Here is a 21,661-nt window from a genome sequence, read left to right on the forward strand (position 1 = left end):
TGGGGTGGGGCGCCCCCCTCTTGGGTGCGGTTTTGGGGTGCTGGTTGGGGTTTTTTTTGTTTTGGGGTGCCCTTTGTTGTTCCCCCCCCCGGCCCCCCTCGACGCGTTCCGCAGAGAGGTGCAAATGACAGCAGATGACTCGTACGGCCGTCTCGACGACGACGACTACCCCGCCTACACGATGGGCCGGGCCGCCGAATTGATCGGCACCACTCAGAGCTTCCTCCGCGCCATCGGCGACGCCCGTCTGATCACCCCGCTGCGCTCCGAGGGCGGTCACCGGCGCTACTCCCGCTACCAGCTGCGCATCGCCGCCCGCGCCCGGGAACTCGTCGACCAGGGCACCCCCATCGAGGCCGCCTGCCGCATCATCGTCTTGGAAGACCAGCTCGAAGAGGCACAGCGCATCAACGCCGAGTACCGCCGCACAGCGACTCAACAGGCCGATCACACCGACGCCGACTGAAACGGCTCCAGGCCATCGGTGGGCACGGCGTCGTGCGGGAGGCCGTGAGAACACCACCGGGCGGCGGCCGGGCCGGCCGCGGGCACCGCGTTGATCGCGGACGGCGACCGCATCGGGACCGGGTGACGCAAGGCCGTTCCTCATCCCGCCCGTCCTCCACCCCGCCCGGCCGAGGTTCCTCGGCCTGCCCCCGGCCCGTGGGGTGCCGGCGGCCTTCCGCCGACACCGTGGGACGACAGGTCCGAGGAGCGCCCGGGAATCAGGCGGTGCCGGACCTGTAGTGGGGCTGGTGGAGTTCGGCCTTGCCGAAGAGCAGGGCGTAGCCGGACGGGAGTCGGCTGATGATGCGGTCGATGAGTTCGGCTCCGGCGAGCTGGGACACGGCGGCGAGGACGGCGCCGACGTTCCATCGGGCGGTGGCGGGGGTGCTGCCGGAGCGCTGGGCGAGGTCCTTGACGAACTCCCATCCGGTGAGGGGTGCGACGGCAGGGATCTGGGCGGTGAGGACCAGAGCGGCTTCGACGGGGAGGCAGGCCGCGAGGTCGACGCGTTCGTCGCCGACGAGCTGTCGCCCCAGAGAGGCGAGTACGGAACGGATGGCCTCATCGGCCCGCTCGAGGGTCGGGTAGGCCCCCTCGTAGCGCACCCGCTCGAGCATGGCGGAGTAGGGCGCCGCGCCGGTGGGTCCGGACGCGGGGGCTGCCGGGGTCTCGGTCTGAAGCGTCATGCTGGTGGAGATCGCCGTTCTCTTCGGGCCCGGTGCTTCGGCCGGGCGGAGCGAACACGTGTCAACAGGTGCCGGCCGACCAGGTGCGGTGCGGCCGGCCGAAGAGGAGGTCGTAGCCGGGGGGAAGCTGCAGGAGCATCCGGGCGGTCAGTTCCTCGCCGGCCGCTTCGGCTGCGACGCTGAGGACGGCGCTGACGTCCCAGGCGGCGGTCCGCTCGGTGGCTCCTTCGATCCAGGCGGCCGTCGCGCGTACGAAGCGTTCCGGCGAGAGGGGCTCGGTGGCCTGGAGCGGGTTGAGGAGCACGACGGCGAAGGTCTCCGGCAGCCGGGCGGCGAGCGCGGCCCGCACATCGCCGACCAGATGGGCGCCGAGCAGTGCCAGCACGATGCGTGCGGCGCGTTCGGCCTCCTGGGGCGAGCTGTAGTCGCCGCGCTCCTGGGTCTTGTCGAGGAACGCCTGCCATCGCAGTCTCATCACGACCCCCTTCTCGCATCCGTGGATGCGGGACGACGGGGAGCGGAGGGCGGAGGAGGGGGAAAGGCTTCCACCCTCCGCTCCCGGCTTTCCTTACGGCTCAGCCGCTGATCTGCCGCGGGCCGTCGCCCCGGCCGATGGTGATCTTGCGGGGCTTGGCACGCTCCGCGATCGGGATGCGCAGCGTGAGCACGCCCGCCTCGTAGTCGGCCGTGATCTTCTCGGTGTCGAGGGTGTCGGCCAGCATCAGCTGTCGGGAGAAGACGCCGAGGGGCCGCTCGGACAGCTCCATCTGGACGTCGTCGGCCTTCGCGACGGGGCGGCGCTCGGCCTTGACCGTCAGCATGTTCCGCTCGACGTCGATGTCGATCGCGTCCGGCGAGACGCCGGGCAGGTCGAGGGCGATGACGTAGACGTCGCCCTCGCGGTAGGCGTCCATCGGTACGGCGGAAGGTCGTGACCAGGTCCCGGTGGTACCCAGCATCTGCTGGGTGAGGCGGTCGAGCTCGCGGAACGGGTCGGTGCGCATCAACATCGCGAAACACCTCCAGTCGGAATCAGGCAGTGACTGCCAATGCGCTGCATCTGACACCGTTGTAACATGTCAACGGAACGACGACAAGTTCGACGTCAACGAATGGACGACATGCTGAGAGGGCGTGATTCCGTGACAGGAGCCGACCACCCGGTCACCTTCCATGCGGCCCTCGCGGCCCTGACCGCGATCGACGAAGCCGTACGTGCGGCCCAGTCCACGACCGCGCCCGACAGGACCCGGCACAGCTCGTCAGAGGAGACGCTCACCGCACTCCTCCTCCTGCGCGAACTGCGCGAACAGCTCGCCGCATGGGAACCCGGATTCATCGAGGCAGCCCGGGACGCGGGTGCCAGCTGGGCCGAACTCGCCCACCCGCTGGGCGTCACGAGCCGACAGGCCGCCGAACGCCGCTACCTGCGGGTACGTCCGGGCAGCCCCGGCACCACCGGCGAGCAACGCGTCCAGACGACTCGCGACCGCCGAGCCGCCGATCGCACGGTGACGGCCTGGGCCCGAGGAAACGCCGCCGACCTGCGCCAGCTCGCCGGGCAGATCACCGCCCTCGACGCCCTGCCCGCAGACGCGCGAGAAGGCCTGTCCGCGGCACTCGCGGACAGTGACCCGGCCCTGCTCCTCGAGCCGCTCGCGCGCGCCCAGGCCGACCTCGCCCCCCTGCGTCCCGACCTGGCCGAGCGCGTCAACATCCTTACCCGGCGCACCGCTCACCTCCGCGACGAAAGCGATCAGCGCCGTTCCGGCACCCCATAGCCGCCGATGACCGTTCTCGCAGGTCAGGCGGAACGCACGCACTCAAGTGCCGGGTGATTCCCACGCTTATGGCGCGGGTTCGATTCCCGTCATCCGCTCGTGAACGAAGGCCCCGGTGAGTGACCGGGGCCTTCGTCGTCGTGTGGCGTGCCCTGCCGCCGAGGGGCATCCTGGGGGCGAGATCGCCGCCGACGGGCCCGGCCCCGTGCCCGCCGGGCATCGGCCGCCCCCGGGCCTGCGCCGGTCCCTGCACGGACGGCACCGCGCAGCCCGTCCGTCGCCCTACGGGAGGGAGCGGGATGACCGTCGGACCGCCCGGAGACCCGGATCGCTCGGAGAGCTTCGGAGAGGGGCTGCTGGGCCGGCTCCTGGACCGGGCCCACGAGCTGCCGGCGCATCTGGTCGGGCCGGTGCTCGCCGATACGGTGGCGCGGCTGGGGGGACGGGATCCGCAGATCCTGCTCCAGGACTACGGGCAGCAGAGACTGGTCCCCCTGCCGGGCGAAGGGCTGGCGGGCGGGGCACCGCAGGTCATCGACGACTCGGACGCGGGCCGGTGCCTCCTCACCTCACGCCCGGTCGAACTCGTGCTGGCCGACGGCGTACGGGTCCTGCTGCCGCTGGTGGCCGGGGGCGACCAGTCGGGCGTCCTTGCCGTCACGCTGGACACCGTCGACGACGCCGACCGCCGCCTGCTGCGCAGGATCGCCGGGCTGATCGCCGACATGATGCAGACCAAGAACGGCCACACCGACCTCTTCTTCCGCACCCGTCGCAGCGAACCGATGAGCGTCGCCGCCGAGATCCAGTGGTCGCTGCTGCCGCCCCTGTCGATGGTGACGCCGCGCGTCACCGTCGCCGGCGTTCTGGAGCCCGCCTACGACGTGGCGGGCGACAGCTTCGACTACGCCCTGAACGGGGACACCTTCCACCTCGCCATGATCGACGCCATGGGTCACGGTCTGGACGCGGCCACGATGGCCACCGTGGCCATCGGCGCGTACCGGCACGCCCGCCGGATCAGCATCGAGCTCTCCGAGATCTACCTCTTCATGGACCGGGCCGTGTCCGAGCAGTTCGCACCCGACCACTTCGTGACCGCGCAGATGATGCGGCTGGACACGAACACCGGCCGCCTCCAGTGGGTCAACGCCGGGCACCCCTCCCCGATGCTGATCCGCCGGCACCGCGTCGTGGGCCGTCTGGACAGCCCCACGACCCTGCCCGTCGGTTTCGGAGGAGCCCAGCCGCAGGTCAGCGAAGTGATGCTCGACGCGGGGGATCGCGTCCTCTGCTTCACCGACGGGCTGGTCGAGGAACACCAGAGCGGCCAGGAGGAGTTCGGCGAGGAACAGCTGATCGACTGGGTGAACCGACTGGAGCGGGCGGACCGTGAGGTCCGCACGGTGGTACGGGATCTCTCCCACACCCTCAAGCGGGCGCGGGACAACGCCACTTCGGACGACGCCACGCTGGTCCTGGTCGAGTGGCGCGGATGAGCCACGGCGTCACGTGCCGCATCGGGCGTCATGCACGCGGCCATCGCCCGGACGGCGTGCCCGGCGGGAAATCACCTGGTCAGAGGCGCTCGTCCGACCACTGAGCGGAGTACGCTGAAAGTACCGGGAGTAAGTCGAGCACCCGCTCCCACGCGGACGTCGTTTCCGGCGATCAAGACACTGGGCCGCCCTGCAGGGCGGCCCGGAGACGGGTCCGCGATCATGACCGCCACCGTTGCACCCCTGCTTTCGGCGCGTCTTTCACTGACACCGAAGACCACTCTCACCGGCCTCCTGGACGGCGCCTGGTGGCCTCGTACGCATGACCTGGCCGTCGAACTTCCGCCTCTGGTCGACGCACTGGAGGAGCACTTCGGACGCATCACGCGCGTCGCGGTGAACCCCACCCGCTGGCCCGTCGTCCCGCACAAGGTCGCCGTCGCCGGACACACCGTGCACGTCGGCTGGTTCACCGAACAGGACCCCGACAAGATGATCCTGCTCTCCTACACCGTCAGCCGCTGCGACCTCCTGGTGATCCCGCCCGAGACCGAACCCGCCGCAGCCGCCCGGCTCATGACCGCCGCAGCCCTCCCCGGCAGCGTCCTGGCCGCCGGTGCCCTGATGTCCGACGAGGCCGCGACCGGCCGCCGCATGCGGGACGCCCGCAGCTGTGAGGACGCCTGGGAGACCGACGGCGGGGCCGCCCCGGCGCCCCTGCGACACCCGCTCGTCGGCGCGCGGATGATCGCCATGCCGAGGCACCTGCGGAGGTGACCCCATGGAAACCCTGATCACGATCGCCGTCATCGCCCTGCTGATCGCGCTCGGCACCCGCCTGATCCACCGGCTCAACGCCCAGCACGACGAACGCATCACCGCCCACCACTTCAGCGCCCCCCACCCGGCCATTCGCCGGCCGCCCGGCCACAGCCACCCCACGCCGACGGAGCCGGCCGCCCGCCGCAAGGTGACGGGCACCTGGCCCTGACCAACCCGGCCGAAGGCGGCGGGTGAGGCACCCGGCCCCGGCACCCGGCACCCGGGACAACCCACCCGCCGGCCTCTCGCTCGCCCTCCGAAGGGACCACGCACCTTGTACCCCACCGAGTACCCCACCGACTCCGCGACCCTGCCCTCGGCCGGACACGCCGAGATCCGCATCGTCGCCGCCACCCCCGAAGCCGCCCGCGCGGTCGCCCACGTCATCCGATGCTCCTTCGCCGGGGCGGAACAGCGCAGCTATCCCGTGCCCGAAGGCGGCACACGGCTCCACCTCACCGTCGACACCGGATCCGCCGCGGAACCCGCCCTCTCCTGGCTCGTCACCAGCAGACCGTCCCCTCGCACCGGCACCCACGTCGACGAGGTGTGAGGAGCGTCGGCCGTTCCTCACCCGCATGAAAGGACCCGGTCATGGCGACACTCCGCGAGCGACAGGTCTACCGCGAACGGGTCCTGACCGCCCTCTACGAAGCCACCGAAGGCAACCGTCTCCTCGGAGTCCCGGGGCGGAAACTGCGGAACGACCTCCGCATCCCGGAGGACGACTTGGCCGCCGCCTGCACCTACCTCGCCGGCGAGGACCTGATCACCGTCGACTGGGAACCGGGCAACACCCCCGCGATGGTCTCCCTGACCCACCAGGGAATCCGCCGTATGGAGGCCGAGGAGGAAGAACGCGGCTGAGCCGGACTGCCCACGGGCCTGCTCTCCCTCTCGCCCCGTCCAGCCCGCAGTCGTAAGGTGGAAGTGGATCGAGCACGCTCACGTGTGGCGATCCGGAAGGGCGGCCTCGGCGGAGTGAATGCGCCGGGGCCGTTGTCACGACCACCGACCCGAGGCCCGCGCGCCCGACGTCATGGCGCCGCCTGATGCTGGTGACCCACCTCGCGCGCGAGGTCCAGTCCGAGGACGCGGTCGAGAAACGCGAACGTCTCGAACTTGGCGCCGGCCGGTACGTCGGTGTCCGTCGCCACGGTGAGCAGCGCGTCCAGGACGGCGGGGACGCCGAGATCATCAGCCAGTACGTCATGGGCGTGCCGCACCAGATCGGCGGGGACCGGCCGGGACGGTTCCTGTGCCCAGTCGGCCACCAGCCGCCGCCAGTCCGCCAGCGTGCGCCGGGCCTCTTCGAGCGCCGTACCGGTGACGACGACCGGCGTGCGGTAGGCGTGGCGGAGCATCAACATCCTCACGGCCAGCGGATCGGCCCCCTCCGGGGCGACGGCCGCCAGGAGACCCGGGGACGGGAGAGGGGCACGGTCCTGGACGCCCCTCTCCTCCGGTGCCGTGCCGACCCGGCCCACGTCGATGCGGACCCCGCCCACCGCGTCCGGTGCCGTGGTCCCGTACGCGTGGACGTGAACGTCGGCAGCGGCGCAGAGCGCTCCGTTCGGAGGGTGAACACCGACGGTGTCGGGCGGGTGGACGCCCAGGGCGGACAGGGCGCGGTCCAGCGCCTCGGCCTGCTCGGGCGGCAGGTCCGGCACGGTGCGGAACGTGCGGGACTGCAGGCCGTGCAGCTCCACTGTGCGCGCCAGTACGTCACCGACCAGGAGCGCCCGCAGGTCCCCCAGGCCGAACCCGGCGTCGCCGGCCGGCAGGTGGACGCAGATGCTCAGCAGATGACGGCGTACGGAGGGAATCTCCACGAGCCGGCCGGTACGGGTGTCGACGATGCGCAGCATGATGCGGAGGCTAGCCGCGGAAACCGCCGGCACCGGGGAGGACCTGACCGGGCGCCCCATCCGGACGTCCTGCACGGGTCATGAAGGACCTGGCCATCGGAGCGAAGGGGCGCGGCAGGGGAGCAGCCTCGTCGAAGCCACTCGGCCTGTGACGAGCCCGCTGACCGCCGAGGACACCTATGCGGCCGGGCTCCGAGCGCTGGTGAACGACCTCCTCGCCCCGGGAGCAACTGCCTGACTCCACAAGCATGTTGACAGGGCGGCGGCTCTACCGCGGGGGAACGCCGGAGCTCCATAATGGGGCCCTGGTTTCCGGGTGGGGGAGGCTTGGGTGTCGTCGGAGCGCAGTGCCGCAGGGGTCCCGGACGCGTTACGCACCGCGGCGCGGGAGCACGGGCTGGGGGCCCGCCGGGGGCTGGTGCAGAACGAGCCGAAGCGCTTTCCGTGGGGTGGTGTGCTGCCCGTGGGCGTGCTCGGCGTGTTCCTGGGGTGGCTGGCCCTGTCGTACGCGATCGAGGACCAGCGGGAGCAGGGCGCCTGGTACTACTCGCTTCCGCTGCTCGTGCTCGCGGCGCTCCCCCTGGGGTTCGTCGTGTACTTCCTCCTCGTCTGGTTCCTCCGCCCCCGGCCGCCCAAGATCTGGGTGGCCTGGTACGAGCACGGCGTCCTCCGGCACGACGACCGCGGGGAGACACGGGCCCACACCTGGGACGAGATCGCCTCCGTCACCCGGCACGACGTCACGGTGACCAACGGGGTCACCAGCGCCACCACGCACCGGCTGACCGTCCAGCCCGAGCACGGTGCCGCGATCGTGGTGGGGGACGAGTTCGGCGGGATGGTCCCGTTCGCCGAGGGCCTCGGCGACGCCTTCGGCCACGCACGGGTGCCGCGGGACGCCGCCCGGCTGGAGGCCGGCGGACGGGTCGACTTCGGGGTGGTCGACCTCGACGTCAACGGCATCGGGCAGGACGGCCGCCGCATCGGGTGGCGGGAGGTGGAACGGGTCGAGGTGAAGCGGGGCCGCGTGGAGATCCGCCGTCGCGGCGAGCGCAAGCCGTGGATGACGCTCGCGGCTCCCGGCTTCCCCAACCTCACCGTCTTCCTGACCCTCGCCGAGGCGCTGCGGCGCCGGCACGTGTCCTGACCACGGGAACCGATGCCCGATGCCCGGTGTGCGGCCACCGGGCCGAGGTCCGGCGGCCCCGGTTCTACGGCGCCGGGGCGGCCGGGACGGAGGCCCACCAGGTCGACGGGGCCGCGACGGTGTATCCCAGGGACTCGTACAACGGCCTGCCCAGCTTCGACGCGGTGAGGGTGACCGGCAGGTCAGCGACATGGGCGAGGGCGCCGAGCATGACGGCCCGCCCCACGCCGCGCGAACGGAAGGCCGTCGCCGTACCGATCCAGTAGTGGCTGCCGACGCCGTCGTCCACGACGCTGACGCCGGCCCCCGCGGCCACGCCCTCGTGCAGGGCGACGAACACGTCCACGCCCGGCTGCTCGATCAGCGCCGGGGGGAAGAGCTCGCCGGGGCGGTACGGCTCGAATCCGGTCAGCTCGAAGCCCTCGATCACGATCCGCTCGGCCGCCTGGAGGTCCTCCGGCTTCCGGACCTTGACCACCTCCAGCGACGGCTCCCCGACGGGGCCGGGCGGGCGCAGCATGACCGGCATCTGCCAGGTGCGCAGGGCCAGGTGGCTCAGGTCGGTCGCGCCGAAGGGGTCCTCGACGTTCACCGGGCCCGCGGCCCGACGCACCAGCTCGCCCAGCTCGGCCAGCTCGCCCGCGTCGAGGTCGGGCTCCTGGACCAGGATCCGGGTGCCGGCCCGCTCGTCGCCGTCGACGGCGACGAAGCCGCGGCGCCGGACGACCTCGTGCCCCCGGCTCAGTCCGGTCGCGATCCAGAGGGCGGCGGAGTTGCGGGCCTGGCGCAGGGGCGCCTCGGCGAGGGTCACGGGCGCGGTCGCGGCTGCGGCCGTGGGGTGGCCGGCCGAAGAAGATCTTGTGGTCATTGCGCCTACGGTAGTGCTCAAGTGGCGTCCCGAGCAGGCTGATCGGTCATCGGGCCGGCAGAGCCGCGTGACGTCCCCGGCCACGGAGTCCGCGGCCACGGAGTCCGCGGCGACGGACCCACCACGCCACCGCGGGCAACAGCGCCGGCCAGGAGGCCGGTTGCAGCGGTACGCCGGCGAGGTCGCCGACGAACAGGGCAGGCCCGCTCCCCGTAACGGCGGGCCCGGACGAGGCCCGGCCTCCGGCGGACGCGACGAAGACCCCGGCCCGCGGGGCGGCCGTCGCCGGGGCGGCGACGAACTGCGGTTCACCCTGCGGGGTTTCGGCCGTCCACCACCGTGCCCACGACGGTCGCCGCCACCTCGTGGAGGCAGTCCGGGGGCGCAGCACGCCGGCGCACCGACACCGGGAACACGCGCGGCCGCGGGCCCTCAGGCACGCTTCCGCTCCCCGCGGGCCGTCCTCGCCCGTGTGATCAGCACGAAGACGGCGACCGCCACCGTGGCGCCCAGACCCACGGTGAGCGGATCGGCCACGGCCCGGCCCGTCAGCGGGCGCAGACGGTCCACGGCCGCCAGGACGAGGAACGACCCCGCGCGGCCCGCCGCCACGCCCGCCGCCCAGTCCCGGCGCCCCCAGAACCACCTCACGAGCACCGCCATCACGGGCAGGGCCACGGGCAGCGACCGGCCGCCCGGCAGGGACAGGACCGCCACGCTCAGGGCGCACCACGCCCAGCACCCCGCGACCACCCACCCGGCCTCGCCGGTCCCGCCCCGCCTCGCCGTCACCCCGGTCCTTCCGTCCTCTCGGGTCCCGCCCGCCCGGGCGCACGGACAAGGCTGTCATCCCGCGTCACGGGGCGCCGGGGCGCACCCCGGCAGTCCTGACGGCCCCGGGACTTCCCGGGTGCGGCAGTACCGGGCGGGACCGGGGGCGCACCCGTGGGGGCGGCGGCCGTCCGGGCCCCGCCTAGAGCTCCCGCACCGTGTCCACGAAGGCGCGAATCCGGGCGTTCTCCGAGGCGGTCGGCCAGAGGAAGCGGTAGTCGACGGTCGGGGCGTCGCGGAACGGGACCCAGACGACGTCCGGGCGGGCGTGGTAGCGCTCGGCGTCCTGGCTGGCCGGGGAGACGCCCCGGCCCAGGCCCACCAGGTTCATGAGCTCCGTCCAGTACGTGGCGGTCTGGCCGTGCGCGATGGGCGCGCCCCGCGGGGTGCGGCGCGGGTAGTGGTGGTCGAGCCAGTGCTGCGGCACGTCCCCCGACATGGCGATGAGCGTCGTCTCCGCCAGGTCCTCCAGCGACACGGACGCGCGGCGGGCGAAGGGGTGGCCGGCCGGGACCATCAGGACCCGGGGCTCGGTCAGGACCGCCGGGCCGACCGCGAGGTCGGGTTCGTCCACCGGCTGCTCGGTGACCTGGAGGTCGACGCGGCCGCTCCGTATCGGTCCGAAGGGGTCGGAGAGCTGCACCTCGTGGATCTCGACGGCGCAGTCCGGGTAGCGGTCGCGGAAGGCGTCGGCGGCCTTCAGCAGGATCTCCGCGACCATCGGGCTGGAGTATCCGACGCGCAGCTCGCCCGTGATGCCCCGGCCCATCGCCACCGCCCGGTCGACGGCGCGCAGCAGCTGCTGCTGGACGGGGAGCAGGTCCTCGCGGAGCTGCCGCCCGGTCGGGGTCAGCGAGACACGCCGGCTGGTGCGCTCGAACAGCGGGACCCCGATGCGGCGTTCCAGCTTCTTGATGGTCTGGCTGACCCTTCCCTGGGCCAGGCCGAGCCGCTCCGAGGTGCGCCGGAAGTGCAGCTCCTCGGCGAGCGCCAGGAAGACCTCGATCTCGTGCCGTTCCACCGCGGCGGCCCCCCCATGCCCTCATCGGTGAGTGTGGGTCACCGATCGTAGATGAGATCGATCTTGTTCGGCCGGGGCGTCCGCCGGAGGCTTGAACCACCCCTCCTCCGTTCTCTCCGACCCTCCGACCTGCAAGGGACGTTCCTCATGGCCACCGTCTTCGACCCCGTCCGCCTCGCCGGACTCGACCTTCCGAACCGCCTCGTGATGGCGCCGATGACCCGCAACCGCGCCGACGACGACGGCGTTCCCACTCCGCTGATGGCCACCTACTACGCCCAGCGCGCCGGGGCCGGGCTGATCGTCGCCGAGGCCTCGACGCCGAACGCGGTCGGGCAGACGTACCCGAACATCACCGCGCTGCACACCGACGCCCACGTCGCCGGATGGCGGCGCGTGACGGAGGCGGTCGCCGCCGCGGGCGGCCGGATGTTCGCCCAGCTCCAGCACGGCGGCCGGATCGGGCACCCCGACAACAGCGGCGGCCTCCACCCGCTGGCGCCCTCGCCGGTGGCGCTCCCGGAGACCATCTTCACTCCGCGGGGGCACCAGCCCGCCGTGGTGCCCGTCGAGATGACCCACGACGACATCGGGACCACCGTCGCCGACTTCGCCGCCGCCGCGCGCCGCGCGATCGACGCGGGCTTCGCCGGGGTGGAGGTGCACGGCGGCAACGGCTACCTCCTGCACCAGTTCCTGGCCTCCGGGACCAACCACCGCACCGACGGCTACGGCGGCTCCCCGGCCGCCCGCGTCCGCTTCGTGGTGGAGGTCGTGCGGGCCGTCGCGGAGGCGGTCGGGCCCGAGCGGACCGGTCTGCGCATCGCTCCCGGCGTCACCGCCAACGGCATGAGCGAGGACGACACCGACGCCGTCTACCCCGCGCTGGTCGACGCCCTCTCCGGCAGCGGCCTCGCCTATCTGCACGTCGTCTTCGCCGACCCCGGCCAGCCGCTCTTCCAGCACCTCCGCAAGCACTGGGAGGGCACCCTGATCGCGAACCCGGCGCTGCCGTGGCCCGGACCGCTGCCCGCCGACGGCGGCCGGGCGGAGGGCGAGCGGCTGCTGGCCGCCGGGGCGGACCTCGTGGCGCTGGGCCGGGCCTTCCTCGCCAACCCCGACCTGGTGGAACGGCTGCGCCGGGGCGCGCCGCTCAACCCGCTGCGGGACAGGGGCCTGATGTACGTGGGCGGGGCGGAGGGGTACACGGACTATCCCGCCCTCGCCGGCGACCGCGGCTAGGGGATCAGCCCGCCGCCCGTGCGACGAGGACCGCGATGCGCTTCTCCGTCTCCGGGTCCAGGGCCGCGAGGGCGTACGAGGTGGGCCACAGGGTGCCCTCGTCGAGGGCGGCCTGGTCGCTGAACCCCAGCGTGGCGTAACGGGACTTGAACTTGTGGGCGCTCTGGAAGAAGCACACGACCTTGCCGTCCCTGGCGTAGGCGGGCATGCCGTACCAGAGCTTCGGGGCGAGGCCGGGGGCGTTCTCCTTGACGAGGGCGTGGACGCGCTCGGCGAGGACCCGGTCCTCGTCGGGCATCTCGGCGATCTTCGCGAGCACCTCGGGCTCGACGTCCGCCTTCGCCCCGCGCCGCTTCGTCGCCTTCAGCTCCTTGGCGTGCTCCTTCATCGCGTCGCGCTCGTCGTCGGTGAAACCGTCGTAGGACTTCTCGTTCGCGGCCATGGTGGGTTCCCCTCGTGGTCGTGCGGTGGTCAGGACGCGGCGCCGTGCAGCCGCAGCGTGCGCGCGCTCCGCGCGGCGGGTCAGCAGGTAGTCGTACGGCGCGGCCCCGTAGGCCTGGCGGAACCGGCGGGTCAGCAGCGCGGGCGGCAGGTCCGCCGCCCGGGCCAGCGCCAGGACGTCCAGCGGGCGGGCGTACTCCCGGTCGATGCGGTCGCGGACGCGGCGCATGCGGGTGAGGTCGTCCAGGCGCCGGGCCGTGACGCGCGCCTGCGCCCACCCCGGGCGGCACATCTAGCGGACCTCCTGGATCCGGATCAGGTTGCCCGCGGGGTCGCGGAACGCGCAGTCGCGGATGCCGTACGGCTGGTCCGTCGGCTCCTGGACGACCTCCGCGTCCGCGGCCCGCACCTTCTCGAACGTGGCGTCGAGGTTCCCGGTGGCCAGGAGGATCCAGCCGTACGTGCCCTTGGCCATCATCTCGGCGATCGTGCGGCGCTCGTCCTCGGTGATGCCGGGGTCGGCGGCCGGGGGCGCCAGGAGGATCGACGTCCCCGGCTGCCCCGCGGGTCCGACGGTGATCCACCGCATCCTGCCCTGGCCGACGTCGCTGCGGACCTCGAAGCCGAGGGCGTCCCGGTAGAACGCCAGGGAGGCGTCCGGGTCGTCGTGCGGAAGGGCGGTGGTGTGAATGCTGATGTCCATGCCCACCACGCTAGTTGGGGCTGCCCGTACCGCGCTTCTCGAATCCTGACCGTTCCCTCCCGGGCCGTTCCTCTCCCGGGCCGTTCCTCTCCCGGGCCGGCTCAGTGGTGGAAGCCGGAGCGGTCGGCGTCCGACGGCACGCCGTTCCTCAGCCGCTCCAGGGCGCGGCCCATGTCCTGCGCCAGCAGGTCGACCTCGTCCCTCCCGATGCCGTGACGGATCATGACGCGCTGGATGACGGTCTCCTGCCGGTCGGGGGGCAGCGGGTAGGAGGGGACCTGCCAGCCGCGCATCCGGAGCTGGTCGGAGAGGTCGTACAGGCTGAAGCCCGCGCCCTCGGGGTCGGTGAGGGTGTACGAGACCGCGGGCAGCGCGCCCTGCCCGTCGTAGAGCAGGGTGAACGGGCCCATCGCCTCGATCTTCCCGGCGAGGTACTGGGCGGTCAGCGCGCAGGCCTCCTGGACGCGCCGGTAGCCGGCCCGGCCCAGGCGCAGGAAGTTGTAGTACTGGGCGACGATCTCGCCGCCGGGGCGGGAGAAGTTCAGGGCGAACGTCGGCATGTCGCCGCCCAGGTAGTTCACCCGGAAGACGAGGTCCTCCGGCAGGAGGTCGGCGGTGCGCCAGACGGCCCAGCCCACACCGAGGGGCGCGAGGCCGAACTTGTGGCCGGAGGCGTTGATGGAGGAGACCCTCGGCAGCCGGAAGTCCCAGACGAGGTCCCGGTGGAGGAAGGGCGCGATGAAGCCGCCGCTCGCCGCGTCGACGTGGATCGGGACGTCGAGGCCCGACTCCGCCTGGATCCGGTCGAGTTCGGCGGAGAGCTCGGCGACCGGCTCGTAGTCGCAGGTGTACGTGACGCCGAGGATCGCGACGACGCCGATGGTGTTCTCGTCGACGTAGTCCTTCAGCTGGTGCGGGCGCAGCCCGGTGGCGCCCGGCTCCACCGGGACCTGGCGGAGCTCCACGTCGAAGTAGCGGGCGAACTTGTCCCAGCAGATCTGCACGGGGCCGCAGACGAGGTTGGGCCGGTCGGTCGGCTTGCCCTCGGCGCGGCGCTTCTCCCGCCACCGCCACTTCAGGGCGAGGCCGCCGAGCATGGCGGCCTCGCTGGAGCCGGTGGTGGAGCAGCCGAGCGCCGTGCCCTCGCCGTCCGCGCTGCCGGGCGCGTTCCACAGATCGGCCAGGATGTTCACGCAGCGCGACTCGATCTCGGCGGTCTGCGGGTACTCGTCCTTGTCGATCATGTTCTTGTCGAGGCACTCGTCCATCAGCTTGCGGACCTCGTCGTCCGTCCACGTCGTGCAGAACGTCGCCAGGTTCTGCGACGCGTTGCCGTCGAGCAGCAGCTCGTTGTGGAGCATCGCGTACACCACGGAGGGGAGGTTGGGCTCCTCCGGCATCCGGTGCTTCGGCAGCACCCGCTCGCTGAGCGCGGACGCGAACACGTCGGTCGCCGCGTCGGCACTCTTCGGGCCCTTCATCTCGTGGAGCGCCACAGTTTCCCCTTCGATCAGCGGTCTCGTCGACAGTCCTCTCATCAACCCACGGGGCCGGGCAGGGCGCCCGGCGGCGGCCGCGACCGTTGACCCACCCGGGTGAGGGGGCCGCCCAGGCCCTGTCCCGGGGCTCCCCCGACCAGTACGTTCCGGACGAAGTGGATCATCAGCGGAAGGCCCCCACCTCATGACCCCTCGCACGACCCCGCGCCCGGCCGACGGCATCGACGCCTTCGAGGACCTCGAGTCCTACGACGACGTACCCGAGCGCCTCATCGGCTACCCGGCCGTCTTCCACGCCCTCGGCATCGGCTCCTCCGCCGTCCGCACGGTCCTGGACTACGGCTGCGGGCCGGGCAAGGTCGCCACCCGCGTCGTCGAGGCCTCGGACGCCCGTGTGGTGGCCGTCGACCTCGCGCCCCGCGCGCTGGAGATCGCCCGGGAGCGGCGCCCGCACCCGCGGATCGACTACCGGCAGACCGACGACGGCGGTCTCGGCTTCCTCCCCGACGGTTCCGTCGACGCCGCCATGGCCTGCTTCGTCTTCACCACCGCCGGAGAGATCGAGGCCCTCCACGACATCGCCGCCGAGACGCACCGGGTGCTGCGCCCCGGCGGCCGGTTCGCCGTCCTGGACGCCAATCCCCGCACGACGGGCATCCGCTTCTCCACGTTCCGCAGCGGCGAGCCCGGGCGTGTCTACACCAAGGGCGAGCGGCGCCGGTCGCGCCTGGAGCGGCCCGGCGGCGCCGCTCCGCTGGAGCGGACCGACCACCACTGGCCGTGCCAGACGTACCTCGACGTGCTCGGCAAGGCCGGGTTCACCGACCTGGACGTCCACGAGCCGGTGCTCACCCACACGTCGGCGCTGCTCGGCGGCGATCCGGCGGAGGCCGGCCATCCGCCGTTCCTCGTGGTCTCGGGCGTCAGGCGCTGACCGGCGCAGAGCCGTACCAGGAAATCTGATATCGCGAAGTGAGAATTCAGCATCAAGCCCCGCGAGAATTTCTCACCCGCACAGGCCGGGAGAATTAACTCACCTCTTCGGACCACATCTCCCGTGCTACTGTCGATAGCAGTTGCAGTTGTGGTTCCCAAAGCATGAGCAAGGCCGGGTTTTTCCGGCTGGTCGGTCTTTTCCGGTCGGGGCGATCATCGCGGCGACACGGAATCCGCACGGTGTGGATTCCGAGCTTTGCCCCGAAGGAGAAAAAGACATGGCATCTGGCACCGTGAAGTGGTTCAACGCGGAAAAGGGCTTCGGCTTCATCGCGCAGGACGGCGGCGGCCCGGACGTGTTCGCGCACTACTCGAACATCGCCTCGCAGGGCTTCCGTGAGCTCCAGGAAGGCCAGAAGGTGACCTTCGACATCGCGCAGGGCCAGAAGGGCCCGACGGCCGAGAACATCGTCTCCGCCTGACGCGACGCGCGGTACGAGCCGGGACCCGCACCTTGGGGTGCGGGTCCCGGCTCGTCGCGTTTCCGGTGGTTCCCCCATCCCCTGCCCCTGAGAGGCATCATGCGCGTCATCATCGCCCGATTCCCTTTCGACCTGACGAAGGCCGACGTCATGGCGTCGATGAGCGGCGTCAAGCCGGAGCAGGCCGTCGGCGACTTCGTGACCATCGGCCGTCGCCGCTATCCCGCGAAACAGGTGGGGCAGGTCGTCACGCGCCAGGACCGCCGCGATTTCAGCTCCGCTGAGGTCGTCCGCGCCATGACCCGCCTCGGTTTCACCTGCGGCACCGCCTCCGCCCTGCCCGGGCCCGCGGAGGACGCGTCCGCCGAGAGCTTCTGACGGCGCTCCGACCGCACGAACGTCGCCCCGTACCGGGACATCCGGTGCGGGGCGGCGTCATGACCGGGGCGCGCCCGGCGGTCGGAGCGGCGGTCGAGGTCGTCCTCGGCGGCCGAGGTCGCCCCCGGCGGTCGGAGGCGTCCTCAGCCGTCGAAGTCGCCTTCAGTGGTCGGAGTAGCTGAAGTCCCCCACGGTCCAGGCGCTGACGTCCGCGATCGCGACGCGGTACATGCCGCCGCTCTCCGGCATGCCCACCGTGCCCTGGAGAATCCGCGCGAGATGGAAGTGGAGGTGGGTGGGGGGTTCGTCGTTCCGTACGACGGGGCTGAAGACGCCGGAGAACTCGCCCAGCCGGGACGAGTCCGTCAGGACCTCCGACACGCGCTGTCTCCACAGGGCTTCCGGAGCCAGTCGCCCGGTGAGTACCACACCCCCCGCGACCACGGTCAGCGACATCTGGTTGCTCCGCCCGGACTCCACCGTGGCGGCAAGGTCGACGAGCAGCTCGTCAGGCTTCGACATGAGAGCCGATTCTAGGCGCCGCACCCGCTGGTGGTTGAATTTCCTCCAGGGCCCCAAGAAGAGGTGCAGATGACAGCGGACAGTCCGCTCGGCGACCGGCTCGACGACGACGACTACCCGGCGTACACGATGGGGCGGGCCGCCGAGATGCTCGGCACCACCCCCGGGTTCCTCCGCGCCATCGGCGAGGCCCGCCTCATCACGCCGCTGCGCTCCGAGGGCGGCCACCGGCGCTACTCCCGCTACCAGCTGCGGATCGCGGCGCGCGCCCGTGAGCTCGTCGACCAGGGAACTCCGGTCGAGGCCGCCTGCCGCATCGTCATCCTGGAGGACCAGCTGGAGGAGGCCCAGCGCATCAACGCCGAGTACCGCCGCGCGGCGGAGCAGGCGGGGGCGGGCCAGGACGCCGGCGCAGGTACGGAGGGGGACCCGTCCGAGGAACCCCGCGGGGGCCCGGGCGCCCGCTAGCGCGGCGCGGTGCCGTCCTAGCGCGGCGCGGTGTCGTCCGCCGGGAAGGCGGGGCCGTGGCCCGGGACGATGACGTCGGCGGCGGCGAGGACGCGCAGGCGCGAGGCGCGCAGGACCGTGTGGTCGGGAGCCACCGGGTCCTCGACGGGGCCGTTCGGGCGCCACCAGAGGTCCCCCACGAAGGCGACGACGCCGTCCGCGGTGCCCGCGAGGAGGGTGATGTCCTCGGCGCTGTGGCCGGGGGTGCGGATCAGGCGCAGGGACGGGGTGAGTTCGTGGCCCTCGGCGTCCCGGTCGGTCCACTGGTCGTTCTCGTAGATCGCCTTGTGGTCGTGGACGCGGGCCCGGCCGAAGAGACCGACGTTCATGGTGTTGTCGGGGTGGTGGTGGCTCAGCACGACGTCGGTGATGTCGTCGGGGCCGAGGCCGAGCGCGGCCAGCGGGCCGAGGATCCGGTCGCGGCCGGCGACCATGCCGGGGTCGACGATCACGTGCCGGTCGCCGTCGTGGACGTACGAGACGGTGGCGGCGACCCCGGGGCCGGTGGAGAGGGTGTAGCCGGTGGTCAGGATCGTGTGGGCGGCGGTCCGCGTGCCGGGGGCGTCGCTCGCGGGGGTCTGCTTCGTCGTCGTCATGCCCCAAGTCTTCTGCGGGCCACGGTCCTTCACGAGTGGCCGTGCTGCCACCGATCGCGGGAATCGTGCCACACTCGCCCCGTGCCCTTCCCGACCGTCGCCGCCTACGCCCCGCACGGTGTCGGCATGCTCGGTGCCGGGATCGTCTCCGAGGTCTTCGACGCGCGCGGTCCGGAGCTGCCCCCCTTCGACTTCGCGCTCTGCACCGACCGGCCGGGCCGCGTCCGCACGGACGTCGGGCTGCCGCTGGTGGTCGAGCACGGTCTGGACCGGCTGGCCGGTGCCGATCTGGTGATCGCCCTGCCGTGGGCCGGGTTCCGCACGCCCCCGGCGCCCGCCGTGCTCGACGCGCTGCGCGCCGCGCACGCGCGCGGGGCGCTGGTCGCGGCGCACTGCGTCGGGGCCTTCGCGCTCGCCGCGGCCGGGCTGCTCGACGGGCGGCGGGCCACCACCCACTGGCGCTTCGCGGGGCTCCTGGCCGAGCGGCACCCGGAGGTCGCCGTCGCACCCGACGCCCTCTACGTGGACGAGGGGACGGTCGTCACGGGCGCGGGCGCCGCCGCCGGCTTCGACCTCTGCCTGCACCTGCTGCGGCGGGAGTACGGGGCGGCCACGGCCAACGCCATCGCCCGGGACCTGGTGCTGCCGTCCCACCGCGACGGCGGCCAGGCCCAGTACCTGGCGGCGCCCGTGCCCGAGGACAGCGGGGACGAGCGGCTCGCCGACGTCCTCGCCTGGGCCCGGGAGAACCTCCACGAGCCGCTGCCCGTCGCCGAGCTGGCCCGCAGGGCCCTGATGAGCCGGCGTTCCTTCGCCCGCCGGTTCGCGGCCTCGACCGGCACCACCCCGCACGCCTGGCTGCTCGGCCTGCGCCTCAGCCGGGCGGAGGAGCTCCTGGAGACGACGGACCTCCCGGTCGAGGAGATCGCCCGCGCGGTCGGCTTCGGCAGCGCGGCGGTGCTCCGCGCCCCGTTCGTCCGCCGCAGGGGCGTGCCGCCGCGCGCGTACCGCCGCTCCTTCAGCCGTACGTCCTGACCGGCGGCGAGGAAGGCGGGGACGTCGACCCGGGGGAGCATGAGGTCGCCGGCAAAGGGCTGACCTCACGCCGGACGCGGCCGGCGGCTGACCCGGCGCCGGACGGGCCCCGGCGGGCCCCGTGCCCGAAGGCGTCGGGGCGCTCACCCGTACGGGCGCCCCCGGTTGCCGGGCCCCCGGGGCCGTTCGACGCTGAGCCGATCGTCCGACCTGCGGGAGGCCCCCTTGAGCAGCATCGACACACCGGCCGACGTCCCCAAACCGCGGGCCGCGACACGGCCGGCGCCCACGACCCTCACCTGGGTGACCCTCGCCCTGATGACCACCGCGTCGGTGGCGAGCCTGCGGGCCGCGCCGACGATGGCCGTCTACGGCCTGGCCTGCGTGTTCCTCTACCTCGTCCCGGCGATCGTCTTCCTGCTGCCGACCGCCCTCGTCTCCGCCGAGCTCGCCTCCGGCTGGAACGGCGGCGTCTACCGGTGGGTCTCGGAGGGGCTCTCGAAGCCGCTCGGATTCCTCGCCGTGTGGTGCCAGTTCGCGATGACGATCTTCTACTACCCGAGCCTGCTCGGGTTCGTGGCGTCCACCATCGCGTACATCATCGACCCGGCCCTCGCCTCCAGCGGTCCGTACACCGCGATCGTCATCGTGGTCCTCTACTGGACGGGCGTCTGGATCTCCTCGCGGGGCACCAAGGCGCTCGCCGGACTGGCCAGTTGGGGCCTGATCATCGGCACCCTGATCCCCGGCACCCTGCTGGTGGTCCTCGGCATGGTCTTCCTCGGCCAGGGCAACCCCTCGGCCGCCCCGATGACCGCGTCCCACCTGCTCCCGCAGTGGACGGGACTCGCCAGCCTCGTGCTGATCGTCAACAACTTCCTGTCGTACTCCGGCATGGAGATGAACGCCGTGCACGTCTCCTCGCTGAAGGACCCGCCGAGGGAGTACCCGAAGTCGATGTTCCTGGCCATGGGCCTGGTGCTGCTGATCTTCATCCTGCCGGCGCTCGCCATCAGCTGGGTCGTGCCCGCCGACCAGCTCAGCCTCACCGCGGGCGTGATGCAGGCGTTCGACGCCTTCTTCCAGTACTTCCACATCGGCTGGCTCACCCCGATCGCCGCCGTCGCCCTGGTGTCCGCCTCGCTCGGCGGCATGCTCACCTGGCTCGCCGGCCCGTCGAAGGGCCTGCTGGAGATCTCCCGCCAGGAGGGCTACCTGCCGCCGTTCCTGCAGCAGCTGAACAAGAACGGCATCCAGCAGAACATCCTGGTCACCCAGGGCATCGTCACCACGATCATCGCCCTGGGGTACGCGCTGATCCCCAACGTCTCCAGCGCCTACTGGATCTTCTCGGTCATCACCACGCAGGTGTACCTGATCGTCTACCTGCTGATGTTCACCGCGGCGATGCGGCTGCGGAAGACGCAGCCCGACCACCCCCGCGGCTACCGCGCGCCCGCGCTGGGCGTCCTGTGCGTCACCGGCCTGCTCGCCTCGCTCGCGGCGCTCTGCATCGGCTTCGTCCCGAGCTCCCAGTTCGGCAGCGGCAGCGTCTGGGCGTACATCGGCATCGTCGGCGGCGGCCTGGTCATCCTGGGCTTCCTGATCCCCTGGGCCTTCCTGAAGTTCCGCAAGCCGAGCTGGCGCACGGCCAACGCCGACGTCCCGAGCGAGGGAGACCGGGCATGAGTCCCACCCGCTTCGCCTCCGAGCACAAGTGGATCTACTGGGGCGCGATCGTCATCCTCGTCGGCCTCGTCATCACCGGCCTCGTCAAGTACTCGGTCGTGAGGACGAACAAGCAGACCGAGTCCAAGGCCCACCAGCTCCAGGAAGCCCTGGTGAAGGCCGGATACCCGTCCCCCGACACCGACACCGTCGAGCGGCTCCTCGGCACCGACGGCGGCCAGGTCTGCGAGCAGCCGGGCAACGCCCTGAAGACGGCGCTGTGGAAGATCCAGCAGTCCAACGGCGCCACCGGCCCCGGCATGCGGCCCGTCATCTCCGACACCAAGGCCGTCGACGCGGAGCGGATCGTCCTCCAGGTCTACTGCCCGGACAAGCTGGACGAGTTCGACGACGAGGTGGAGGACCTCAAGACCGACGACACCGTCCGCCGGTGACGTCGAGGGCGTGACCACGCCGTTCCCAGGGACTCCCGGCACGGCCGGGAGTCCCCGCCGCCCCCGCCCCCCCCCCCGCGCGCGGGGGGTAGGGGGGGGTCGCGGGGGACTGGCAGGGGCGCGCCTCCGGGTTGGGGGGGGGTTGGGGGGGGGCGGGGCGCGCGGGG

28 protein-coding genes are annotated in these 21,661 nt (G+C 72.4%); 16 read left to right on the plus strand and 12 right to left on the minus strand.

The window, feature by feature from the left end; genetic code table 11:
• Window positions 1-124 precede the first annotated feature (124 nt).
• Window positions 125-466: a MerR family transcriptional regulator gene (locus ACFV2S_RS27305; protein WP_385564311.1), complete on the plus strand. Its 342-nt coding sequence runs from the start codon at window positions 125-127 to the stop codon at window positions 464-466.
• A 259-nt stretch (window positions 467-725) separates the two neighbouring features.
• On the opposite strand, the gene ACFV2S_RS27310 is transcribed toward ACFV2S_RS27305, so the two are convergent.
• The 3 genes from ACFV2S_RS27310 to ACFV2S_RS27320 all read right to left on the minus strand — a co-directional run bounded on the left by ACFV2S_RS27310 (window position 726) and on the right by ACFV2S_RS27320 (window position 2,203).
• Window positions 726-1,193, minus strand: coding sequence for a DUF2267 domain-containing protein (locus tag ACFV2S_RS27310; RefSeq protein ID WP_385564314.1), 468 nt, complete (start codon window positions 1,191-1,193; stop codon window positions 726-728).
• A gap of 61 nt (window positions 1,194-1,254) precedes the next feature.
• The gene (locus ACFV2S_RS27315) at window positions 1,255-1,668 is read right to left on the minus strand and encodes a DUF2267 domain-containing protein (RefSeq protein WP_385564388.1); all 414 of its coding nucleotides are present in this window, start codon (window positions 1,666-1,668) and stop codon (window positions 1,255-1,257) included.
• 100 nt (window positions 1,669-1,768) lie between these two features.
• Entirely contained in the window at window positions 1,769-2,203 is a 435-nt protein-coding gene (locus ACFV2S_RS27320; protein ID WP_385564317.1) for an Hsp20/alpha crystallin family protein, read from the minus strand.
• A gap of 111 nt (window positions 2,204-2,314) precedes the next feature.
• Here ACFV2S_RS27320 and ACFV2S_RS27325 point away from each other — a divergent pair, with 111 nt between their 5' ends.
• From ACFV2S_RS27325 to ACFV2S_RS27350, 6 genes are all read left to right on the plus strand, one after another.
• Window positions 2,315-2,974, plus strand: a complete 660-nt coding sequence (locus tag ACFV2S_RS27325) for a type III effector protein (protein WP_385564320.1) — start codon at window positions 2,315-2,317, stop codon at window positions 2,972-2,974.
• 299 nt (window positions 2,975-3,273) lie between these two features.
• The gene (locus tag ACFV2S_RS27330) at window positions 3,274-4,473 is read left to right on the plus strand and encodes a PP2C family protein-serine/threonine phosphatase (protein WP_385564324.1); all 1,200 of its coding nucleotides are present in this window, start codon (window positions 3,274-3,276) and stop codon (window positions 4,471-4,473) included.
• A gap of 222 nt (window positions 4,474-4,695) precedes the next feature.
• Window positions 4,696-5,250, plus strand: coding sequence for a DUF5994 family protein (locus ACFV2S_RS27335; RefSeq protein ID WP_385564327.1), 555 nt, complete (start codon window positions 4,696-4,698; stop codon window positions 5,248-5,250).
• Between the two features lie 4 nt (window positions 5,251-5,254).
• Window positions 5,255-5,464 carry a hypothetical protein gene (locus ACFV2S_RS27340; protein WP_385564330.1) on the plus strand — a complete coding sequence of 70 codons (210 nt, stop codon included), beginning with the start codon at window positions 5,255-5,257 and terminating at the stop codon, window positions 5,462-5,464.
• Between the two features lie 105 nt (window positions 5,465-5,569).
• Complete coding sequence (locus ACFV2S_RS27345; RefSeq protein WP_385564333.1) at window positions 5,570-5,848, plus strand: hypothetical protein; 279 nt, start codon at window positions 5,570-5,572, stop codon at window positions 5,846-5,848.
• 41 nt (window positions 5,849-5,889) lie between these two features.
• Complete coding sequence (locus ACFV2S_RS27350; protein ID WP_385564336.1) at window positions 5,890-6,162, plus strand: hypothetical protein; 273 nt, start codon at window positions 5,890-5,892, stop codon at window positions 6,160-6,162.
• Between the two features lie 170 nt (window positions 6,163-6,332).
• Here ACFV2S_RS27350 and ACFV2S_RS27355 read toward each other — a convergent pair whose 3' ends face one another.
• Window positions 6,333-7,163, minus strand: a complete 831-nt coding sequence (locus ACFV2S_RS27355; RefSeq protein ID WP_385564339.1) for a hypothetical protein — start codon at window positions 7,161-7,163, stop codon at window positions 6,333-6,335.
• A 454-nt stretch (window positions 7,164-7,617) separates the two neighbouring features.
• Between ACFV2S_RS27355 and ACFV2S_RS27360 the strand changes: the two genes are divergently transcribed.
• Window positions 7,618-8,310, plus strand: a complete 693-nt coding sequence (locus ACFV2S_RS27360; RefSeq protein ID WP_385564342.1) for a DUF6585 family protein — start codon at window positions 7,618-7,620, stop codon at window positions 8,308-8,310.
• A gap of 64 nt (window positions 8,311-8,374) precedes the next feature.
• Here ACFV2S_RS27360 and ACFV2S_RS27365 read toward each other — a convergent pair whose 3' ends face one another.
• The 3 genes from ACFV2S_RS27365 to ACFV2S_RS27375 form a co-directional block, all read right to left on the minus strand.
• Window positions 8,375-9,178: a GNAT family N-acetyltransferase gene (locus ACFV2S_RS27365; RefSeq protein WP_385564345.1), complete on the minus strand. Its 804-nt coding sequence runs from the start codon at window positions 9,176-9,178 to the stop codon at window positions 8,375-8,377.
• 432 nt (window positions 9,179-9,610) lie between these two features.
• Entirely contained in the window at window positions 9,611-9,970 is a 360-nt protein-coding gene (locus ACFV2S_RS27370) for a hypothetical protein (RefSeq protein WP_385564347.1), read from the minus strand.
• 181 nt (window positions 9,971-10,151) lie between these two features.
• Entirely contained in the window at window positions 10,152-11,030 is an 879-nt protein-coding gene (locus ACFV2S_RS27375; protein WP_385564350.1) for a LysR family transcriptional regulator, read from the minus strand.
• A gap of 147 nt (window positions 11,031-11,177) precedes the next feature.
• Between ACFV2S_RS27375 and ACFV2S_RS27380 the strand changes: the two genes are divergently transcribed.
• Window positions 11,178-12,272 (plus strand): alkene reductase, encoded by a 1,095-nt coding sequence (locus tag ACFV2S_RS27380; RefSeq protein ID WP_385564353.1) that lies wholly within the window; start codon window positions 11,178-11,180, stop codon window positions 12,270-12,272.
• Between the two features lie 4 nt (window positions 12,273-12,276).
• Here ACFV2S_RS27380 and ACFV2S_RS27385 read toward each other — a convergent pair whose 3' ends face one another.
• The 3 genes from ACFV2S_RS27385 to ACFV2S_RS27395 all read right to left on the minus strand — a co-directional run bounded on the left by ACFV2S_RS27385 (window position 12,277) and on the right by ACFV2S_RS27395 (window position 14,912).
• Complete coding sequence (locus ACFV2S_RS27385) at window positions 12,277-12,714, minus strand: iron chaperone (RefSeq protein ID WP_385564391.1); 438 nt, start codon at window positions 12,712-12,714, stop codon at window positions 12,277-12,279.
• Window positions 12,715-13,005: 291 nt separating this feature from the next.
• Complete coding sequence (locus tag ACFV2S_RS27390) at window positions 13,006-13,416, minus strand: VOC family protein (protein ID WP_385564355.1); 411 nt, start codon at window positions 13,414-13,416, stop codon at window positions 13,006-13,008.
• A 101-nt stretch (window positions 13,417-13,517) separates the two neighbouring features.
• Complete coding sequence (locus ACFV2S_RS27395; protein WP_383792739.1) at window positions 13,518-14,912, minus strand: glutamate decarboxylase; 1,395 nt, start codon at window positions 14,910-14,912, stop codon at window positions 13,518-13,520.
• Between the two features lie 187 nt (window positions 14,913-15,099).
• On the opposite strand from ACFV2S_RS27395, the gene ACFV2S_RS27400 reads away from it, so the two are divergent.
• From ACFV2S_RS27400 to ACFV2S_RS27410, 3 genes are all read left to right on the plus strand, one after another.
• Window positions 15,100-15,849 carry a class I SAM-dependent methyltransferase gene (locus ACFV2S_RS27400; RefSeq protein ID WP_385564359.1) on the plus strand — a complete coding sequence of 250 codons (750 nt, stop codon included), beginning with the start codon at window positions 15,100-15,102 and terminating at the stop codon, window positions 15,847-15,849.
• Between the two features lie 280 nt (window positions 15,850-16,129).
• Window positions 16,130-16,333, plus strand: a complete 204-nt coding sequence (locus ACFV2S_RS27405; protein WP_189803101.1) for a cold-shock protein — start codon at window positions 16,130-16,132, stop codon at window positions 16,331-16,333.
• Between the two features lie 99 nt (window positions 16,334-16,432).
• Window positions 16,433-16,711 (plus strand): SCO5918 family protein, encoded by a 279-nt coding sequence (locus ACFV2S_RS27410; RefSeq protein WP_385564363.1) that lies wholly within the window; start codon window positions 16,433-16,435, stop codon window positions 16,709-16,711.
• A 162-nt stretch (window positions 16,712-16,873) separates the two neighbouring features.
• Here the strand turns inward: ACFV2S_RS27410 and ACFV2S_RS27415 are convergent, their stop codons facing one another.
• Window positions 16,874-17,233 (minus strand): hypothetical protein, encoded by a 360-nt coding sequence (locus tag ACFV2S_RS27415; RefSeq protein WP_385564366.1) that lies wholly within the window; start codon window positions 17,231-17,233, stop codon window positions 16,874-16,876.
• A gap of 69 nt (window positions 17,234-17,302) precedes the next feature.
• On the opposite strand from ACFV2S_RS27415, the gene ACFV2S_RS27420 reads away from it, so the two are divergent.
• Entirely contained in the window at window positions 17,303-17,701 is a 399-nt protein-coding gene (locus ACFV2S_RS27420; RefSeq protein ID WP_385564369.1) for a MerR family transcriptional regulator, read from the plus strand.
• 17 nt (window positions 17,702-17,718) lie between these two features.
• Here the strand turns inward: ACFV2S_RS27420 and ACFV2S_RS27425 are convergent, their stop codons facing one another.
• Entirely contained in the window at window positions 17,719-18,336 is a 618-nt protein-coding gene (locus tag ACFV2S_RS27425) for an MBL fold metallo-hydrolase (protein WP_383792755.1), read from the minus strand.
• A gap of 126 nt (window positions 18,337-18,462) precedes the next feature.
• On the opposite strand from ACFV2S_RS27425, the gene ACFV2S_RS27430 reads away from it, so the two are divergent.
• From ACFV2S_RS27430 to ACFV2S_RS27440, 3 genes are all read left to right on the plus strand, one after another.
• Window positions 18,463-19,371, plus strand: a complete 909-nt coding sequence (locus ACFV2S_RS27430) for a helix-turn-helix domain-containing protein (protein ID WP_385564394.1) — start codon at window positions 18,463-18,465, stop codon at window positions 19,369-19,371.
• 225 nt (window positions 19,372-19,596) lie between these two features.
• Window positions 19,597-21,060 (plus strand): APC family permease, encoded by a 1,464-nt coding sequence (locus ACFV2S_RS27435; RefSeq protein WP_385564373.1) that lies wholly within the window; start codon window positions 19,597-19,599, stop codon window positions 21,058-21,060.
• Window positions 21,057-21,494 carry a hypothetical protein gene (locus ACFV2S_RS27440; RefSeq protein ID WP_385564376.1) on the plus strand — a complete coding sequence of 146 codons (438 nt, stop codon included), beginning with the start codon at window positions 21,057-21,059 and terminating at the stop codon, window positions 21,492-21,494. The genes ACFV2S_RS27435 and ACFV2S_RS27440 overlap by 4 nt, the downstream gene beginning before the upstream one ends.
• The last annotated feature ends 167 nt before the right edge of the window (window positions 21,495-21,661 follow it).

Source organism: Streptomyces sp. NPDC059695 (genome assembly GCF_042733785.1).
GTDB lineage: Bacteria > Actinomycetota > Actinomycetes > Streptomycetales > Streptomycetaceae > Streptomyces.

What these genes read in the sequence shown, in the direction of transcription:
- ACFV2S_RS27310 (WP_385564314.1), bottom strand. Translation starts at nt 1,193, where the DNA reads ATGACGCTTCAGACCGAGACCCCGGCAGCCCCCGCGTCCGGACCCACC.
- ACFV2S_RS27380 (WP_385564353.1), top strand. Translation starts at nt 11,178, where the DNA reads ATGGCCACCGTCTTCGACCCCGTCCGCCTCGCCGGACTCGACCTTCCG.
- ACFV2S_RS27430 (WP_385564394.1), top strand. Translation starts at nt 18,463, where the DNA reads ATGCTCGGTGCCGGGATCGTCTCCGAGGTCTTCGACGCGCGCGGTCCG.
- ACFV2S_RS27320 (WP_385564317.1), bottom strand. Translation starts at nt 2,203, where the DNA reads ATGTTGATGCGCACCGACCCGTTCCGCGAGCTCGACCGCCTCACCCAG.
- ACFV2S_RS27365 (WP_385564345.1), bottom strand. Translation starts at nt 9,178, where the DNA reads ATGACCACAAGATCTTCTTCGGCCGGCCACCCCACGGCCGCAGCCGCG.
- ACFV2S_RS27335 (WP_385564327.1), top strand. Translation starts at nt 4,696, where the DNA reads ATGACCGCCACCGTTGCACCCCTGCTTTCGGCGCGTCTTTCACTGACA.
- ACFV2S_RS27410 (WP_385564363.1), top strand. Translation starts at nt 16,433, where the DNA reads ATGCGCGTCATCATCGCCCGATTCCCTTTCGACCTGACGAAGGCCGAC.
- ACFV2S_RS27325 (WP_385564320.1), top strand. Translation starts at nt 2,315, where the DNA reads ATGCTGAGAGGGCGTGATTCCGTGACAGGAGCCGACCACCCGGTCACC.
- ACFV2S_RS27440 (WP_385564376.1), top strand. Translation starts at nt 21,057, where the DNA reads ATGAGTCCCACCCGCTTCGCCTCCGAGCACAAGTGGATCTACTGGGGC.
- ACFV2S_RS27420 (WP_385564369.1), top strand. Translation starts at nt 17,303, where the DNA reads ATGACAGCGGACAGTCCGCTCGGCGACCGGCTCGACGACGACGACTAC.
- ACFV2S_RS27350 (WP_385564336.1), top strand. Translation starts at nt 5,890, where the DNA reads ATGGCGACACTCCGCGAGCGACAGGTCTACCGCGAACGGGTCCTGACC.
- ACFV2S_RS27390 (WP_385564355.1), bottom strand. Translation starts at nt 13,416, where the DNA reads ATGGACATCAGCATTCACACCACCGCCCTTCCGCACGACGACCCGGAC.
- ACFV2S_RS27400 (WP_385564359.1), top strand. Translation starts at nt 15,100, where the DNA reads ATGACCCCTCGCACGACCCCGCGCCCGGCCGACGGCATCGACGCCTTC.
- ACFV2S_RS27315 (WP_385564388.1), bottom strand. Translation starts at nt 1,668, where the DNA reads ATGAGACTGCGATGGCAGGCGTTCCTCGACAAGACCCAGGAGCGCGGC.
- ACFV2S_RS27385 (WP_385564391.1), bottom strand. Translation starts at nt 12,714, where the DNA reads ATGGCCGCGAACGAGAAGTCCTACGACGGTTTCACCGACGACGAGCGC.
- ACFV2S_RS27405 (WP_189803101.1), top strand. Translation starts at nt 16,130, where the DNA reads ATGGCATCTGGCACCGTGAAGTGGTTCAACGCGGAAAAGGGCTTCGGC.
- ACFV2S_RS27425 (WP_383792755.1), bottom strand. Translation starts at nt 18,336, where the DNA reads ATGACGACGACGAAGCAGACCCCCGCGAGCGACGCCCCCGGCACGCGG.
- ACFV2S_RS27355 (WP_385564339.1), bottom strand. Translation starts at nt 7,163, where the DNA reads ATGCTGCGCATCGTCGACACCCGTACCGGCCGGCTCGTGGAGATTCCC.
- ACFV2S_RS27305 (WP_385564311.1), top strand. Translation starts at nt 125, where the DNA reads ATGACAGCAGATGACTCGTACGGCCGTCTCGACGACGACGACTACCCC.
- ACFV2S_RS27415 (WP_385564366.1), bottom strand. Translation starts at nt 17,233, where the DNA reads ATGTCGAAGCCTGACGAGCTGCTCGTCGACCTTGCCGCCACGGTGGAG.
- ACFV2S_RS27340 (WP_385564330.1), top strand. Translation starts at nt 5,255, where the DNA reads ATGGAAACCCTGATCACGATCGCCGTCATCGCCCTGCTGATCGCGCTC.
- ACFV2S_RS27330 (WP_385564324.1), top strand. Translation starts at nt 3,274, where the DNA reads ATGACCGTCGGACCGCCCGGAGACCCGGATCGCTCGGAGAGCTTCGGA.